Genomic DNA, 15,483 nt, shown 5'->3' on the forward strand with positions numbered 1-15,483 from the left:
ATCGACGCGGTTGTATAGCGATAGCTATACAAAATTGACAACCTTCCCGATCGTACTATAGGGTTCGTTACAGTACAAGGGTTGGCGCGACCCTACGACATGCAACAACAGCGAATCGGCTGTTAACTATTCACCAGCGGTCGGCTCCAAAGGAGGGTGTGGAATGAGTAAAGAACAAGGCGCTGGATTCTACCGTTTCAACGTTGGAGAGTTCGAAGTTGCATCCGTCAGCGACGGATTTCTCCAGTTTGAGAATCTCAAGACCATGATCGCGGCAGGTGCCACCGATCAGGACTTTCAAGCTTTTATGGAGAGCAAGTTTCTGCCTTCCACAACGGCTTACTTTCAGATCAATTCACTGTATGTAGACACCGGAAAACACAAGGTACTTATCGACAACGGTATGGGGTCATACCTTGGGCCATCCGGCGGACACCTGCCCAATCACCTCCGCAACCTCGGTGTCGCTCCAGAAGAAATTGACACCATCATCATCTCCCACGCACATCTGGATCATGTGTTCGGTACCCTCGCATCCGATGGCTCCCAGGTTTTTCCGAACGCCCGCTATGTGGTCGGTGAGCAGGAGTGGACCTACTGGATGAAGCCAGACATTAAGCTTGGAAATCTCCTCCCGGATGAGTGGAAGCAAATGATTGTTGCGGGGGCGAAACGTCATCTTAGCGGAATCAAGGAGCGAGTCGAGTTCGTGAAGCCGGGTCAGGAGGTCGTGACCGGGATTGCCGCAGTGGAAGCGTTCGGCCACACGCCAGGTATGCTCGCCTTCAATATTTCATCGGGGTCGGAGAGCCTCTTCTATTCTGCGGACGCGTTGCATCATTTCGCCCTCAGCATTGCGCATCCCGAGTGGCACGTCGGATTCGACAACGATCAAGAATTGGGGGCTCGCACAAGGCTACGCGCCCTCAATCAGGTCATTGCTGAAAGATCGCTAGTGTTGGTGCCTCATTTTCCGTTCCCCGGACTTGGCCACATCACCCAACGAGGGCAAGTGCGAAGCTGGGAGCCGACAGTTTGGCACTGGTAACAGGCTTCGTTCGAATCGTGCAGCACCTGTGTCTAGTGCTGGCGTGCATTCACGCTGGGGAAGTCATGCATGCAGTATCAAGTGCTTTTCGTCAGGCACCGCTCATTGGAGGGCGCGCCCCCTAGCGCAGAGTGCCGACCCGCCATGAGGTACCAGCCGTTACCAGTCGTCTGTGAGGACTTCGCGCCAAGGTCTCCCGCCTTGCGACTTCAACTCACTGACAAAGGGGATTTGCCGCCGCTTACGCAGAGGATACCGAGTGGCGAAACCGAATTGCGGCATCGCATGGCCGTGAAGTTCCAATATGAATGGCATGATGACGACGGCCGATCGTTCCGGTCGTACGGCAAGGAACTTTGAGAGTTTGCATCCTCCGGACTTATGCCACGGGGGAAAGGCAGCATCTATGACCTTGTCATCGCCGAGGCGTAGCGCAAGTTGTGGGCGTTCATTGGCCTACGGCACGGAGCCAGCGGATGCAGCCTTAGCCTGATCCATCGTTCGACCTGTCGACGCCAAAAGGCCTGTTGCTAAGAGGCGAAACGCCTCGACCGCTTTTGGGAGCACCGAGCGCGGATGGTCGCTAGCTGCCACCCACAAGGCAGCGTTCAGCGCTGCTCCACTGAGCAGGCGAGCAGCCGCTTCAACGTCTACGGGCTTCAATATACCTTCAGCGATTAGTTTCGCTACGGCCCGCTTGGTCATCTCCAGACACGCATTCTGGCTCGGCCAGAGCGACGGATCGCCGAGGAATGCGGGCCCATCGAGCAGCACAATTCGCCGCACTTCGGGGTCTAATGCCATCTCAATATATGCTGAACCCTCGGCGAGCAGCCCCTCCCAATCGTTCTCTGCGACCGCTCCGGCTTGTTTCGCACACGCGGCCATTTCCGCATCAATCTCCGCCACGACAGCGCCAAGCAGCCCCTTCTTGTCGCCAAAATGGTGATACAGCGCGCCTCGCGTCAATCCAGCATCTGCTGTGAGTTGATCCATCGATGACGCGGCAAACCCGACGGAAGCGAATGCCTTTCGTGCCGCCGCGATCAGCTTGATGCGGTTCTTTTCCATTGTCTCGATGCGACGCTTTGGAGCCACAGCACCTTCCTATCAGGAGATTACCAATCCTATTTCATGTACGGAGCGTATGTAGTATCTTTTGACATACGTAGCGTATGTAAAGTGACCTATGCCGAATTGGCCCCTCCGGGCGAAGACTACACAGAACCTGAAAGGATTTTATGACCCAACGTGATCCTGTATTTCCAGCGAACCCCCATGCGCTTTACGCTGCACACGGCTATTCACCTGCCATCAGATCCGAGAACCTGCTTTTTGTGTCCGGCCAAGTTGGAAGCCGAAGCGATGGCTCGCCGGAACCAGACTTTGGGGATCAGGTCCGTTTGGCGTTTGCCAACTTGACAGCGACTTTGCTCGCAGCCGGATGTTCCTTCGATGACATCGTCGACGTAACGACATTCCATACTGATCCCGAGAACCAGTTTGAGACGATAACGGCCGTCAAGAACGAGATTTTCAAACAAAGGCCTTACCCGAACTGGACGGCGGTCGGCGTCAACTGGCTCGCCGGCTTCGACTTCGAGATCAAGGTAATCGCCCGCATTCCGTCTCGTCCTTCAGCGTCGGTGAGCCGCCGCAACCCTCCTACCATGTGGGATATGGCCTCGGTCGGATTCTCGCACATCAGTGTCACGGAACCAGGCCGCCTCGCTTTCTTGTCCGGCCAGGTCGCTTGGCGGCCCAGCGGTGAGGCCGCTCCCAAGGACATCGCCGGCCAGGCAAAGATCGCTAGTGCCAACCTCGCGGCCGCACTCAAGGAACTGGAGGCGTCGCCGCAAGACATTGTGATGCTGCGCGTCTATGTCGTGGATGCGACCACGGAAGCGTTCCAGCAGGTCCTCCCGGCTCTCCATGAACTGGTTGGGAACGCGATGCCAAGCATCACGACAATTGGCGTTCAGGCACTCTATACGCCGGAAATTATGGTCGAGATTGAAATGGTGGTACGTCTTCCTTAAAGTTTGTTTTTCGGCAACGGCGATGTCAATTGTCGTTGGGTTACAGCTAGCGACAGTCGAGCGGATGCTTGGCTTGACGTTTGAATTCGGCGACTGCTTGATGCAAATGAAAATTTGAAGAATGTCTTCAGACTTTGGAGGACGCTGAGCGAAATCTTTGGGGGCCGATCGCAAGCCAAACGATTTCAAATTCAAAAATAGATACATATTCGGTCCACCAACTGTTTACATACAGCGAATACCATGCCGGGTGACAGGCGCTGGGTCCCGATGTACATATGATGAATGCTGTCTCAGCAGTTCTTGGCTTTACAAATCCGTATGGATGAATTGCTCTTCAATCAAGCGATTGAGCGGCGAAGAAAGGAGTATTTGATTCAATTTCACAGTGCAATTATGGCTGCACAGGCGAATGGTGTCCCACCCGAAAATAAGAAGAGTTCTGGATATTTTAGATCCCACTACCCAGATGCGCCTGAACGAGGCTGACCTGGGCTTAACCGCGGGTGCGGTTTGCGAGGAAATTCGAAACCGATGCGCGCCCCAAACATAGCAGCAGGCCTTATCGTGAAGTTTTCGTCCATGCCATCGAAGCTGACCGCGAAACATTACCCATTGCCTACCATCAGTCGAGCGTAGTGATGCCGCACGAGCGAAGATAATCGAATGTGCCATCGTAGAATGAGCGGGGTCGTGTGATCGGAGGTGTTTCCTTTTGGAACGAAGACGATCATCCCCTGCCGAGCTCGCCTCAAGATCACTCGATATGCGTTCTTCAGGTACAGTCGCCTGGAATCGTCCTTGATGGATTGCCACTTGGTGCCCTTGAAGGTCTGGTAGGCCCATTTCCCATTCTTGTGATGCAGGTCTCCATCCCAACATATTCCGACCCAATCCAGCTCAAGCCCCTATACGGCAAACTCACTTGCCACGTCGTCTGAATAGTATGACGATCGAACATCTGTGCTGGCGTTGAGAAACCAGTGTGCCGGCTCGATCTCTGCTTTGATTTGGATACCTTCGGGCCGAAGACAGCGACTGTGCGATACTGAGAATACTTTGAGCGCAGGTGCAACCAAAGCTGCCGCAGGGGGCTTTTTGAAGCCGTCATCGTGATGCAGTAAGGAACGCTTAACTTATTCGATCTATTGCACTTGTAGAGCCGGGATGGCGGAACTGGCAGACGCAGCGGACTCAAAATCCGCCGGGCTTCGGCCCGTGGGGGTTCGACCCCCCCTCCCGGCACCATAGAATCCAGTTTAGTTTCAGTGTCTTACGAGAAGGCGACACAGAACTTCTAGTACACTTCGGGTACAAAATAGGGTACAGTGCGCATCCTGCATATTTTGAATAGGTTAAGCATCTCTGGCACTTACTCTGCCCCAGCAATCTATGTCTAGTTAGCCTCGCTTTACGCTAGATGACGGAATGCGCAGCGGATAATCAGTCCGCCTAAGAGGAGCCTCTGACTATCTGACAGTTGGGCGCACTTTTTCACTGGTGTGTGCCTTTTGGCAGATAGAGAAGAGGGAACAGCAATGGACCCTTACCCTCCAGGCTATTGTGGTTACAGGAACGTTGCGCTCACCCTAGATGAGCGACTCGCCCTGTTCTCGCCATCGGCTAGCAGATAAGGAAGACAAGCCTCGCTTAGGGGATGAGTGTACCGGGACATGCGCTACGTTGTGGACCTGAGACATCCGTTACAAACCCGTTGCTGGGTAAGGGGTCTTCCCAATCTTCCGGACTGCGCTCGCGCAGAACAGATCCCGACGACTAACGGATAATCGGTCGCCTTTGGAGATCGTGCTTTCGACGGCCCATGGTGCGGCACTCGACTCGGTCCGCGTCAGTTGATCGATACTGCACCTTGCGCTTCTATGCGCCTGGACCAAGATGGATCTAGATGGCCGAATCCAATTGATTTTTGGCATTCGTTGCCCTTTCAGGTTCGCAATAATCAGACTTCAGAATCAAACGCGAGTTCAAGCTATGTCCAGTCGCCCACGCGTCATCGCGTTCTTAGTTGCTTCGCCGTTCGAGCTTCTCGATTTGGCCGGGCCAGCTTCTGTATTTTCGTACCCTAAGGTGAACGCCAAACCCCACTACCTTCTAAAGATTCTTTCGACGAACAGTGACACAGAGGTACAGAGCACTGCAGGGCTGGCGATTAACAATTCTGTCCATTTCTCCACGTACAAGGGGCCGATCGACACCCTCATCGCCGTTGGGGGAGAAGGCTCTCTTAGAAGGCAGGCGGACGATGTCATTCGCTGGATACGCAAACGGGCTTCGCACGCCCATCGCATTGCCTCTGTTTGCACTGGAGCTTTCATGCTTGCCCCGACAGGAGTGCTTGATGGAAGGCGCGTGACGACCCACTGGCGCTATCTCGATTTGTTGGCGGAAACTCACAAGCAATTGCTGATCGAACGCGATCCGATCTTCATCAAAGACGGCAAGGTCTACACGACGGCTGGGGTCAGCGCAGGAATCGATCTTGCACTGTATCTCGTCGAGGAAGACCTTGGGCAAACGGTGGCAGCATCTGTAGCTCGTGAAATGGTCCTGTTCTTGAGGCGACCTGGTAATCAAGCGCAATTCAGCACGTTGCTTGCTCAGCAAGCGTACGTGATTGGCACTCCGCTTCGCGATCTTCCGTCGTGGGCAAAAACACGTCTCGGGCAAAAGCTCGATGTGAGTACCCTAGCAAAAGCCGTCGCGATGACACCGAGGACCTTTGCCCGGCAGTTTGAACAACACTTTCGTACGACTCCGGCTCGTTGGATACAATCACTTCGGGTAGAGGCCGCACGACAGCTGGTTGAAGCCCGCGAACTTCCTGTGAAGGCGATCGCCCGGAGCGTCGGATTTCGAGATGAACAAGCGATGCGTCGAGCGTTTCTCCAACAGCTTGCGATTACTCCAAAACAATATCGGGAACGCTTTGGAGTTCAAGAGGCCAGACGCTCTCAGTCGATCGCGCCCATTGGATGACCTCTCATTCTAAAATCTCGCCGGGCGGCAAACCGATGATACGAGACATCTCGTACGCTCAGCCATACGACTGGCAGTCGATGCTCGCATTTTTTCGTGCTCATCACCTTCCGCATCTGGAGTCAGTAGATAGCTCGGGGTATGAGCGTATCGCACACACGCGCGCTGGACTCGGCTGGTTTCGTGTTGAACACCACGATAGCCTTCACGCCATTCGTCTTTCTGTCTGGAACGCTACTGAAGAGGACGTCGTCGAAATCTCTGCGACGGTGGAAGATATGTTCGATCTCAGAGCACAACCTGACATTCTCGATAAAGCGATGAGCAGCGACTCTTCTTTGTTTCAGCTATGGACCCAGTCCCCAGGACTCCGTGTCGGTCGCGCTTGGAATGGCGTTGAATCGATGTTTACTACGGTTCTCGGGCAATTGGTATCCGTGAGCTTCGGTCGAACTTTGATTAACGAGTTGATGAGAACCGCTGAATCGAAAGCGCGTCATCCGAAAACATCTGACGGTATTTATCTATTTCCGACCGCAGAGCAGATCATTGACGCAGACTTGTCGAGTGTTCGTACTTCGGAAGATCGCAGGTCAACTATCCGCACCCTGGCGACGCTCCTTAGAAATGGTTCGATCGATTGGAGCAAAACGGGATCAACGAGCGAGCAAAAAAGGACTCTTCTTGCCATTCCGGGCGTGGGTAGTTGGACAGCAGAGTATATAGCGATGAGGGCTTTCCACGATAATGATGCATTCCCTGCAACAGACTATGGATTAAAGAAGGTGTTGAAGCAACATCCCGAGATTGAGGTCAAACGAGTTCGTCCTTGGCGCGCATATGCCGCATCGGCGCTCTGGAGGAGCTTCGCCGAAGGAAAAGCTATTAGTAATCTCCATACACTTCCCAGGGTTTGAACAAATGTTCGAACTCGTCCATATTTACTCGTTTTCCTTCGAATTCCACGCCTTCGAGCTTTAGCCGTGAGCGTTGTTCGTGAGCTGCATCGCCGCGCAGTTTGATCTCGCCGCCGGCACCCAGAATTCGATGCCACGGCAATTGGTCTACCGGGTCAATCCGAAGAAGCTTGGCGACGGCTCTATGATATCGGGGGTAACCTGCAGCGGCAGCGACGCTGCCGTAGGTGCTGACCTTGCCGACCGGAATTGACAAGATCATCCTTCGAAATGCTATATCGCGCTCCTCGTTGGGTCGAAGCGCCTCACGAAGTAAGCCTCGTTTGCTCCGTTCGATTGACAGCTGTTCGAATACAATCCTTGGCGGCGCTGTTCGGCGTTTTGATTTGGACTGGGCACTCATATGTATTTGTTAGATAACCAGGAGTCCAATTAGGTCGCAGCTCTAGCAAATGCAATGGCCTTGGTATTCGTCTTTCTGCCAGCTGCTTGAAGAGTCGGCGATCACTCGGACTGGAGTCCTGAAGAACGCCCTAGCGATTCAGGGTAGACAGCCATGACACTCAATGGAAGTCTCGTCGGGCAATACCATCTGGTATTCCGTAGCGAGTGTCTTGGTAAGGAGATTGCCTGGCGAGTAGTGTGGTTTAGCGGAGCTTTCCTACGTCAGAATCATCAATCGACATCCAATCTCACTTGAAGAGCGATTGGCAGGATATGCATGCTTTTTGGCATATCCTGCCGCACTGCGCTCTCATCTATCGCTTAGTACGTAAGACTGGTTCATTAAGGAGGACGCGATGAAAGCCGAGGCTCAGAGTGTTGCAACGTTGAAAGAACTTTCCCATGACCCAGTGCAAGAAGGTTTAGAAGAATTAGAAAAATACCTACGTTCTACGCCTCGGTGCGTCGCCAGTGGGCACGCAGAACGAGCCACGGAAGTGCCTCTTGCTTCCACGGAGGATCTGCTACATGACGGTTTCGACCAGTTGGAAAGAACCTTGAAGGCAGCTCGGCTTGATGCGACCACGCATTGCTAAAGAGCATCTACTCCCGCTATGCGAGGCAAAAACTCATTAGAACGTCTGGCAAATTAGAAGGAGCAGCATGAGTTTGTCATACAAAATCGTTGCGTCTCCCATCGGACCGCTGAAAGTGGTCGCCAGCGAGACGGGACTGGTGGCTATTCTTTGGGAAAACGACAGTCCCCGGCGTGTTCGCCTGTCAGAGCTGGTAGAACGTCCGGATCATGCCCTCTTGACTCGCACAGAGAAGGAGCTAGACGAATACTTCGCCGGCAAGCGAGATGCATTCACAGTGCCTCTCGATATGAGAGGTACGCAATTCCAAAAGGAAGTATGGGCAGCACTCCTAGAAATTCCGTTTGGAGAGACTCGCACCTACGGTCAGCTTGCTATTCAACTCGGCAACCCGAAAGCAACACGAGCGGTGGGTGCAGCGAACGGACGGAATCCTCTAGCAATCCTCGTACCCTGCCATCGCGTCATCGGTTTTTCCGGAAAGCTCACCGGGTTCGCAGGCGGGCTAGATGCTAAGGCTCATCTTCTTCGGCTTGAGGGTCGCGACGAAATGCTGTTCTCGTGAAGACGAACAGTTCGAAGCACTTCGAACAAAAGACGGTTGCGGATTCTGAGACAGTCAGAAGGCTCGGCGATCTCAAGTTGGCAGGATTCGCCCTGTTTTTGTCACGACAGGTTTTTCCCTTGGATCATCATAAGCCTGTTTCGCTTGGAGGTTAGGATGGATCGACGTTTACTTGTACTTGCGCTCGGGATGTTCGCTCTCGGCACCGACAGTTTTGTCGTAGCAGGCGTGCTACCAGAGATTTCACGCCACTTCCATATCAGCATCGGCGCTGCTGGACAGATGACAACTGCATATGCGATCACCTACGCCCTCATGGCACCACTACTTGCGGCGGTGGCAGCGCACGTTCCACGGAAAGGCATGTTGCTAACGGGGCTCTGTATCTTCGTCATCGCTAACCTGGTTACGGCAGCGTCACCGAATTTTGCCCTCGCTATCGCGAGCCGAATCTTTGCTGGCATAGGCGCCGCAATGTTTGCGCCGACCGCCACGGGTGCCGCTGCTACTCTGGTTCCGCCCGAACGGCGCGGTTATGCGCTGTCGATCGTGATCGCCGGGCTGACTGCCTCTACGGCTCTTGGTTCACCTATTGGTGCTGTTATCGGCGGACTGGGGGACTGGCGGTGGACGATGGTATTCGTATCAGCTCTCGCCGCAGCGTCGTTGGTGGGTGTTGCTCTTATGTTGGCTCAAGTTCCACCGCCGCCCAAGATCTCTCTCTTCCAGCGCATAAAGCCTGTGGGAGACCCCCGGGTGGCGTTTACGCTCCTCACCACTTGGCTTTATCAAAGCGGGCAGTTTGTCACTTACACGTACTTTACGGTTGTCTTCGATAGAGCTATTGGCCACAACTCTGTATTGGTCGGACTGCTCCTGGTTGCATTTGGGCTTAGTGGAACAGTCGCAAACCTATTCGTCGGGCGGTTGGCGGATTCCATGGGCAATCGCAGGCTAATTTTCGGAATGCTCATTATGCTCACAATCGTTCTTGCGTCCCTCTCTTGGGCGAGCGCGACTTTGTGGACCGCCATCCCTGCTTTGATCCTCTGGGGCGCCTGCGGCTGGGGTCTTCTAGCGCCGCAGCAGCATCGGCTAGTTGCAGTAGCTCCCCAGACGGCCCCTGTTGTACTCGGATTGAACACTTCATGCACATACTTCGGTGTTACAACCGCTGGTGTAATTGGGGCGCTCACCATCAATGTTCTTGGACCTCATCATCTTGGGTATCTAGGTGCGGTCTTCGTAGTTGTTGCATTGGGCGTCGCAGAACTTGCTACCTGGCGAATCAACGTATCGGACAGAGAATTCTCCGTGCTGAAGGGCTGGCTAAGGCCTGATCCACCTATATTGCAAACTGAACCATCACGTCGCCGCCGGTTCTCCCTGAGAATCGGATCTAAGATCGCTCGCCATGAAGGCACCAAACTGTTCTCGGTGTTCACGGGTGTCATTGACAGTTGTTGCACAAAGGCACAACGCAGGGATTGCTCGTCACGAAAGCCGGTAAGCCTTGCAATGGCCTTGACGGGCAACGCTTGCGCTTCGAGACGTCCACATGCTGCCTCTACGCGTAGTGACTGCAGCCAACGAGCCGGTGTTGTACGAAAATGCACCTCGAACTGACCAGCGAAGGTGCGGGTCGTCATTGCGACGACTTTGGCTAACGAGTGAACGTCAAGTCTCTGATTAAGACGAGCCATGGCCCAAGCTGGAAGGTCTTGCATTGGCGTCCCGCTAACGTCGGCCTGCTGACTGAGAATAGTACTGTACTGTGCTTCGCTACCGGGGCAACGCCTGTATAACACCAACTCACGGGCGATAGAAGTAGCAACTTCGTGCACGAGATCTTCTTCGACGAACCCGAGTGCCAGATCGATCCCTGCAGCCACGCCCGCAGTCGTGTAAACATTCCCGTCCTTGATATAAATAGTGTCTTTCTCGACCCGCAGATGTGGATAAAGCTTTGTGAGCTTGTCGACATGATGCCAATGGGTCGTTATTCGCTTTCCATCTAGAACTCCTGTTGGTGCGAGCATGAGCGTTCCAGTACACACAGAGGCGATTCGGCGGACGCGAGCTGCACGCTTACGTATCCAACGGAACAGATCTGGTGATAATTCGCCGAGTGCCCCTTCTCCGCTAATGGCTATAAGCGTGTCTATGGGACCGTTACATTCGGAAAACAATACTCCGTTGCTCACAGAGATGCCGGCCGTGCACTGTACCTCGGGCTCGGGACTTGTCGATAAAATCTTGAGCGCGTATCACGGCTTCCCCTCAACTGCGGGGTAGGAGAACAACAACGAGGCGATCCCTATCAAGTTAAGAAGATCGACTGGCGGAGCAACGATAAAAGCGATGACTCGTGGGCGACTAGGCATAGCATGATCTCGAACGAACAGAATTGCATTTTCCCACGTGTTTTCATCGGTTCGCTACCAACCGGTTCACCTGTCGTCCGACCGCAGCCTACGGCCTAATTCGCTCGACATCACGGCTTGAAGAATGCGCCTCGCACCGTGGCACAAAATGATTGGTTATTGGCAGCATTTGCAACCTCCAATCGGTGAATATAAGTCCGAGAGAATTTGACGTGTATCGAATTCCCTCGCAGTATTGGCGAGCCGCATTGAAGCTCGAAGGGAGAGGAAGATGGATAGGGCGATCTGTGATTCCAACCGGTTAGATGACAGCATAAATGAGGTCGCTGCGTCGGAAGATCTTGTGCAATTAGCTCAGGCCGGCTCCCACGATGCCTTTGAAGAGTTGCAAACAACGTACTCACAGCGGTTATTCAAACAGATCATCGCGATCACCAGACATCACGAAGACGCAGAGGACGCCCTGCAGGACGCTTTATATAAAGCCTACGTTGCATTGCCCCAATTTGGTGGTCGATGCCACATCTACACCTGGATGAGCAGAATCGCTATCAATTGCGCCCTAATGAAAGTCCGGAAGCGGAAGGTTCTTCGAGAATATTCATTGAGCGATCAAAGCCATTCGGATGACCGGGAGCCTATCAAGGAGATCCCGGACCATAAGTGGTCTCCGGAAGAGATCTGCAGAGCCGAAGAATGGCTCCGGCATATTGCCACGGCTTCCCAAACGCTTGATCCAGTGTCGAGACATGCCCTTATGCTACGGGTAAATAACGACTACACGTTAGAGGAAATCGCTGACGCCCTAGACGTTTCAGTATGTGCGGCAAAAGCGAGGTTGTACCGTGCCCGACATCGCCTTAGAGTATTTTGTCCCGACCCCGATGAATGTCGTCCACAACAATCATCTCTTGCCTCTAGCTCATCTCGAACGAGCTCGAAATGAAGTGCTACGCGTCTTAACATAATTCAGCTGAGGGCCCGGACAGGGCGCCGAATCAGTTCGCCTCCACAATTCGGACATCGGCTCTTTAGGACTTCAACCGTGCATTTTCGAAAAAACGTGCATTCGAAGGAGCAGATCATCGCATCTAGCGAATCCTGTGGCAGCTCTCCGCCGCAACGTTCGCAATTGCATTTCATCCCTAACATAGCCCGACCCATTCCTTAGTGCTGTACAGCCGGCGGCACCCGCCTCGTAGCGGTAGAGATCTTCCGCAGTGGCCGCCCCTCAGATTCAAGCATCCGGAGATATCTCCAATATGCTCTCAGACTGTTTGGAACCGTGCGATAGTACACTCCTTGGCCCTCCCTTCGCGATTCAATCAAACCGGACTCTGACAGTACCTTTAGGTGATGGGAGACGGTTGAAGCGCAGACTGAGGTGCCGAGGCAGATATCTTGGCACCGCATCTCATTCAGTTCGGCGATATGTTTGTAGATCAAGAAGCGGGTGTGATCGCAAAATGCTCTTGCGATCTGCACCGCACGCAATTCATCCATCGAGTTCATCAAAGCGTCTCGACCCTCGCATCCCGGCATAGTGTTTTAGTACGCTCGCGAATCTTTCGATGCCTAGGAAAGAGAAGAAGTCTCAGAGTCATCGTTATGGTACTGACGCCGACGCGACGCTAGCGATAGCAGTTAACGGTGGCATGTTCGTCGCCCAACGAAGAGATGAACTGCCCACTTGCCACGTCGTACGAGCCGCGTCAGCATTGGCGTTTATCGCTCCACAGCATCATCGCGCTGACGGGTTCAGTGCCGGATATATGCGCCTCATCAACCTGTGTAGATCGGCGGTGGGCAAGTGTGGCCTGGCAGAATTTGCCTCTTTTTTGTCACAACGATGCTTTCCGATAGTCATCGAACAAGCGCAACGAATTCAGATCATCAAGGAGTTTGCCAATGTTTACGTTCACCCATCGCAACCCGGAGATGCAGATCGACAAGCCACATACCGCATTGGTCTTGGCCGACATCCAAAACGAATTTCTTGAAGAGAAGACCGGGACGTATTACGAGCTGATCGCGGACGCGCTCAAGAAACGTAACGTAGTTGGGAATTTGGAGCAGCTCCTGAAGACTGCGCAGGAACTCGGCTACTACATCATCCATTCGCCACACTGGTACTACCCTACGGACCTCCAATGGAATGTCCCTCCCGGAGCCATCGCGGACTATCTCATTGGTATCGGTTTCTGTGGTCGCAAGGATCCGGTTGATCTCGAAGGCTTCCACGGCTCGCGGTCGGACTATTATGAGCCGTTCAAGAAATATCTGATGGACGGGCATACCTGCAACACGTCACCTCACAAGCATTTTGGCTGCGTAGCGAACGACGTGATCAAGCAATTGCACATGCGCAAGGTTCAGAAGGTAATCATGGCGGGCCCAGTCGCCAATATCTGTCTTGAATCCCACATGCGAGACATTATCGAGGCAGGTTTCGAAGTCGCGTTGGTGCGAGACGCGGTGGCGGCAGGCGTGAACGACGAAGGCGACGGCTACGAAGCGGCAATGGTTAACGCTCGCTTTATGGCGAACGCAATGTGGACCACTGACGAGGCCGTAAAGCGTATGAAGGCAGCGGCTTCGGCATAGCGACACTTTCGGCCGAGTCCTAATTTATAGGGCTTTGTTGCGTGCCGTTTATCAAGCATTGGCAAGAAATCGCGGGATCAATCGCCCACGTGATCTTCCTTAGAGATTGGATGAAGGACAACACGGAAACTAAAGAGGAGTCTTATATGAGCAAGACAATTCTTATCACTGGCACGTCTAACGGCTTCGGAAAAGACGCAGCTATAACGCTTGCTACAGCAGGGCATCAGGTATTCGCATCAATGCGCGATCTGAGTGGTCGCAATCGCGGGGCCGCCGATGATCTGCGTTCCAAAGGTATTGAGGCGTTAGAACTGGACGTTACCAACGACGTCAGTGTTGGCGCTGCGTTCAGCGAGCTGTACAGGAAAACTGGTGGCAAGCTGGATGTCTTGATCAACAATGCAGGCTTGTTTGCTCAAGGGATTTCGGAAACATACACTCCCGAACAGGTCCGCGAAATGTTTGAGGTCAATGTTGTCGGGATTCAGCGTGTGACCCGAGCTGCTCTTCCTGATATGCGGAAGCAGCGATCCGGTCTGATTATCAATATCGGATCGATCCTCGGTCGCGTGACGATTCCATTCATCGGACTTTACGGTGCCTCTAAATTCGCAGTGGAAGCTCTTACTGAGAGCTACCGCTATGAGTTGTCCCAGCTGGGTGTCGACGTCGTACTCGTTCAACCTAGCGCATATCCGACTGGCCTATACTCGGCGACCCAACAGCCCGCTGATGCCGGTCGAGCTCAGGAATATGGAGAGATCGCCACACTTCCAGGTGCATTTGTCCAATTCTTGTCGCGCGTCTTCAGCAGTGCCGAGGCGCCCGACTCCCACGATGTGGCAAAAGAGCTGGTCAAGCTGGTCGAGACGCCTGCAGGTCAGCGTCCTGACCGTCTGATCGTTGGCGCAGGATATGGCGCTGACGCAGTTAACGTCGCCGTGCAACCCATTCAGGCCCAAATGATCTCTGGCATCGGCTTCGATGGACTGACGAAATTGAACGTTCAGTAGTTCAGTCGGAGTTTGAGTCTGTCTTCGTTCATCGACAAGCGAAGACGGGGAACAGGCTCACGCCAGACGCTCGAACCCTCCGCAGCGTCCGAACATAGACCCCGGCAAGCCAACCCTTGGAGTGAGGAAATCAAATGAGTGAAGAGCGAAAAGTCTTGGTCGTAACCGGATCGTCGCAGGGATTGGGCGCGGCGTTCGTAAAGTCTTATAGAGCGCGCGGATGGCGTGTTGTTGGAAATGCGCGTGAGATTAAGCCATCCGATGACGCCGACTACATCACGGTCCCCGGTGACATCGGCGACCCCATTATTGCCAGGAAAGTCGTTCAAACGGCGCTAGACCGCTTCGGTAGAGTCGACACTCTCATCAACAATGCAGGCATCTGGCGTCCAGGACCGATTGCGTCGATCTCTGAAGAGATGTATCGAAGAGTGATGGCGACCAACGTGGATGCCGTCTTCTTCGCAACTCAAGTCGCCGTGCCGGCCATGCAAAAGCAAGGCGGAGGCCACATCATCCAAGTCCTGACGAGCTTGGTTGAACATGCGCTTCAAGATGTGCCCGCTGTCCTGGCCTCTCTATCGAAAGGAGCCTGTGCTTCCGCGACTCGCGGACTTGCGATGGAACTAGCCAGAGACAACATCCGAGTAAATGCTGTATCGCTTGGCATCATCGATACACCGCTCCATGATCCTTCATCTCTGGAGGGAAAGAAGTCGTTCGCCCCGCTAAACCGATATGGGACGGTGGCCGACGTTGTGCGCGCGGTCAACTATCTCGAAGATTCAGATTTTGTCACTGGCGAAATCTCTTATATCGATGGCGGTCGTACGGCTGGTCACTGAGATCTCCGTTGCGGGCGGCGGAACCCTC

General features: G+C 53.7%; 16 protein-coding genes, 1 tRNA gene and 1 pseudogene. 12 read left to right on the forward strand and 6 right to left on the reverse strand.

All coding sequences use genetic code 11. From position 1 onward, the window contains the following. Nucleotides 1–163 precede the first annotated feature (163 nt). Together ACPOL_RS16835 and ACPOL_RS34895 are read left to right on the forward strand one after the other, a co-directional pair. Nucleotides 164–1,048, forward strand: a complete 885-nt coding sequence (locus tag ACPOL_RS16835) for an MBL fold metallo-hydrolase (protein ID WP_114208083.1) — start codon at nt 164–166, stop codon at nt 1,046–1,048. A 285-nt stretch (nt 1,049–1,333) separates the two neighbouring features. Next, nucleotides 1,334–1,408 (forward strand): DUF1348 family protein, encoded by a 75-nt coding sequence (locus ACPOL_RS34895; RefSeq protein ID WP_114210871.1) that lies wholly within the window; start codon nt 1,334–1,336, stop codon nt 1,406–1,408. A 96-nt stretch (nt 1,409–1,504) separates the two neighbouring features. On the opposite strand, the gene ACPOL_RS16845 is transcribed toward ACPOL_RS34895, so the two are convergent. Then, nucleotides 1,505–2,146, reverse strand: coding sequence for a TetR/AcrR family transcriptional regulator (locus tag ACPOL_RS16845; protein WP_201758857.1), 642 nt, complete (start codon nt 2,144–2,146; stop codon nt 1,505–1,507). 143 nt (nt 2,147–2,289) lie between these two features. Here ACPOL_RS16845 and ACPOL_RS16850 point away from each other — a divergent pair, with 143 nt between their 5' ends. Further along, nucleotides 2,290–3,087: a Rid family hydrolase gene (locus ACPOL_RS16850; protein WP_114208084.1), complete on the forward strand. Its 798-nt coding sequence runs from the start codon at nt 2,290–2,292 to the stop codon at nt 3,085–3,087. A 608-nt stretch (nt 3,088–3,695) separates the two neighbouring features. On the opposite strand, the gene ACPOL_RS34175 is transcribed toward ACPOL_RS16850, so the two are convergent. Further along, nucleotides 3,696–3,986, reverse strand: a complete 291-nt coding sequence (locus tag ACPOL_RS34175) for a DNA/RNA helicase domain-containing protein (RefSeq protein WP_201759315.1) — start codon at nt 3,984–3,986, stop codon at nt 3,696–3,698. Nucleotides 3,987–4,248: 262 nt separating this feature from the next. Here ACPOL_RS34175 and ACPOL_RS16860 point away from each other — a divergent pair. From ACPOL_RS16860 to ACPOL_RS16870, 3 genes are all read left to right on the forward strand, one after another. Then, nucleotides 4,249–4,335: transfer RNA gene (locus ACPOL_RS16860), tRNA-Leu, on the forward strand. Nucleotides 4,336–5,079: 744 nt separating this feature from the next. Next, nucleotides 5,080–6,084, forward strand: a complete 1,005-nt coding sequence (locus tag ACPOL_RS16865) for a GlxA family transcriptional regulator (protein ID WP_161557410.1) — start codon at nt 5,080–5,082, stop codon at nt 6,082–6,084. A 35-nt stretch (nt 6,085–6,119) separates the two neighbouring features. After that, on the forward strand, nt 6,120–7,001 hold the full coding sequence (locus ACPOL_RS16870) for a DNA-3-methyladenine glycosylase family protein (protein WP_414633305.1): 882 nt from the start codon (nt 6,120–6,122) through the stop codon (nt 6,999–7,001). Here ACPOL_RS16870 and ACPOL_RS16875 read toward each other — a convergent pair. Continuing rightward, entirely contained in the window at nt 6,970–7,257 is a 288-nt protein-coding gene (locus ACPOL_RS16875) for an MGMT family protein (RefSeq protein WP_236656840.1), read from the reverse strand. The two genes, ACPOL_RS16870 and ACPOL_RS16875, sit on opposite strands and share 32 nt — an antisense overlap. Nucleotides 7,258–8,108: 851 nt before the next feature. Here ACPOL_RS16875 and ACPOL_RS16885 point away from each other — a divergent pair. Together ACPOL_RS16885 and ACPOL_RS16890 are read left to right on the forward strand one after the other, a co-directional pair. Beyond that, nucleotides 8,109–8,606, forward strand: a complete 498-nt coding sequence (locus ACPOL_RS16885) for a methylated-DNA--[protein]-cysteine S-methyltransferase (RefSeq protein ID WP_114208089.1) — start codon at nt 8,109–8,111, stop codon at nt 8,604–8,606. A 189-nt stretch (nt 8,607–8,795) separates the two neighbouring features. Next, a pseudogene (locus ACPOL_RS16890) lies at nt 8,796–9,761 on the forward strand (MFS transporter); the annotation flags it as partial. Between the two features lie 62 nt (nt 9,762–9,823). Here the strand turns inward: ACPOL_RS16890 and ACPOL_RS36335 are convergent. Next, nucleotides 9,824–10,861 (reverse strand): GlxA family transcriptional regulator, encoded by a 1,038-nt coding sequence (locus ACPOL_RS36335; protein WP_414633377.1) that lies wholly within the window; start codon nt 10,859–10,861, stop codon nt 9,824–9,826. A gap of 400 nt (nt 10,862–11,261) precedes the next feature. Here ACPOL_RS36335 and ACPOL_RS36340 point away from each other — a divergent pair, with 400 nt between their 5' ends. Beyond that, nucleotides 11,262–11,936, forward strand: coding sequence for an RNA polymerase sigma factor (locus ACPOL_RS36340; RefSeq protein ID WP_114208090.1), 675 nt, complete (start codon nt 11,262–11,264; stop codon nt 11,934–11,936). A 23-nt stretch (nt 11,937–11,959) separates the two neighbouring features. Here ACPOL_RS36340 and ACPOL_RS36345 read toward each other — a convergent pair whose 3' ends face one another. Then, entirely contained in the window at nt 11,960–12,154 is a 195-nt protein-coding gene (locus ACPOL_RS36345; protein WP_414633306.1) for a DUF1272 domain-containing protein, read from the reverse strand. Between the two features lie 3 nt (nt 12,155–12,157). Beyond that, nucleotides 12,158–12,532: an ArsR/SmtB family transcription factor gene (locus tag ACPOL_RS36350; RefSeq protein ID WP_114208092.1), complete on the reverse strand. Its 375-nt coding sequence runs from the start codon at nt 12,530–12,532 to the stop codon at nt 12,158–12,160. 366 nt (nt 12,533–12,898) lie between these two features. Here ACPOL_RS36350 and ACPOL_RS16920 point away from each other — a divergent pair, with 366 nt between their 5' ends. From ACPOL_RS16920 to ACPOL_RS16930, 3 genes are all read left to right on the forward strand, one after another. Beyond that, the gene (locus tag ACPOL_RS16920) at nt 12,899–13,594 is read left to right on the forward strand and encodes an isochorismatase family protein (RefSeq protein ID WP_114208093.1); all 696 of its coding nucleotides are present in this window, start codon (nt 12,899–12,901) and stop codon (nt 13,592–13,594) included. A 146-nt stretch (nt 13,595–13,740) separates the two neighbouring features. Next, nucleotides 13,741–14,610, forward strand: coding sequence for an SDR family oxidoreductase (locus ACPOL_RS16925; protein ID WP_114210874.1), 870 nt, complete (start codon nt 13,741–13,743; stop codon nt 14,608–14,610). 134 nt (nt 14,611–14,744) lie between these two features. Next, nucleotides 14,745–15,455, forward strand: coding sequence for an SDR family NAD(P)-dependent oxidoreductase (locus tag ACPOL_RS16930; RefSeq protein ID WP_114208094.1), 711 nt, complete (start codon nt 14,745–14,747; stop codon nt 15,453–15,455). Nucleotides 15,456–15,483 lie beyond the last annotated feature (28 nt).

Origin of the sequence: Acidisarcina polymorpha (assembly GCF_003330725.1) — a bacterium.
GTDB classification, from domain to species: domain Bacteria; phylum Acidobacteriota; class Terriglobia; order Terriglobales; family Acidobacteriaceae; genus Acidisarcina; species Acidisarcina polymorpha.

Excerpts from the sequence above, each read along its gene's own strand:
- ACPOL_RS16835 (WP_114208083.1), top strand. The coding sequence starts at position 164 with ATGAGTAAAGAACAAGGCGCTGGATTCTACCGTTTCAACGTTGGAGAG.
- ACPOL_RS16850 (WP_114208084.1), top strand. The coding sequence starts at position 2,290 with ATGACCCAACGTGATCCTGTATTTCCAGCGAACCCCCATGCGCTTTAC.
- ACPOL_RS16865 (WP_161557410.1), top strand. The coding sequence starts at position 5,080 with ATGTCCAGTCGCCCACGCGTCATCGCGTTCTTAGTTGCTTCGCCGTTC.
- ACPOL_RS16870 (WP_414633305.1), top strand. The coding sequence starts at position 6,120 with ATGATACGAGACATCTCGTACGCTCAGCCATACGACTGGCAGTCGATG.
- ACPOL_RS16885 (WP_114208089.1), top strand. The coding sequence starts at position 8,109 with ATGAGTTTGTCATACAAAATCGTTGCGTCTCCCATCGGACCGCTGAAA.
- ACPOL_RS36340 (WP_114208090.1), top strand. The coding sequence starts at position 11,262 with ATGGATAGGGCGATCTGTGATTCCAACCGGTTAGATGACAGCATAAAT.
- ACPOL_RS36345 (WP_414633306.1), bottom strand. The coding sequence starts at position 12,154 with ATGGGTCGGGCTATGTTAGGGATGAAATGCAATTGCGAACGTTGCGGC.
- ACPOL_RS36350 (WP_114208092.1), bottom strand. The coding sequence starts at position 12,532 with ATGCCGGGATGCGAGGGTCGAGACGCTTTGATGAACTCGATGGATGAA.
- ACPOL_RS16920 (WP_114208093.1), top strand. The coding sequence starts at position 12,899 with ATGTTTACGTTCACCCATCGCAACCCGGAGATGCAGATCGACAAGCCA.
- ACPOL_RS16925 (WP_114210874.1), top strand. The coding sequence starts at position 13,741 with ATGAGCAAGACAATTCTTATCACTGGCACGTCTAACGGCTTCGGAAAA.
- ACPOL_RS16930 (WP_114208094.1), top strand. The coding sequence starts at position 14,745 with ATGAGTGAAGAGCGAAAAGTCTTGGTCGTAACCGGATCGTCGCAGGGA.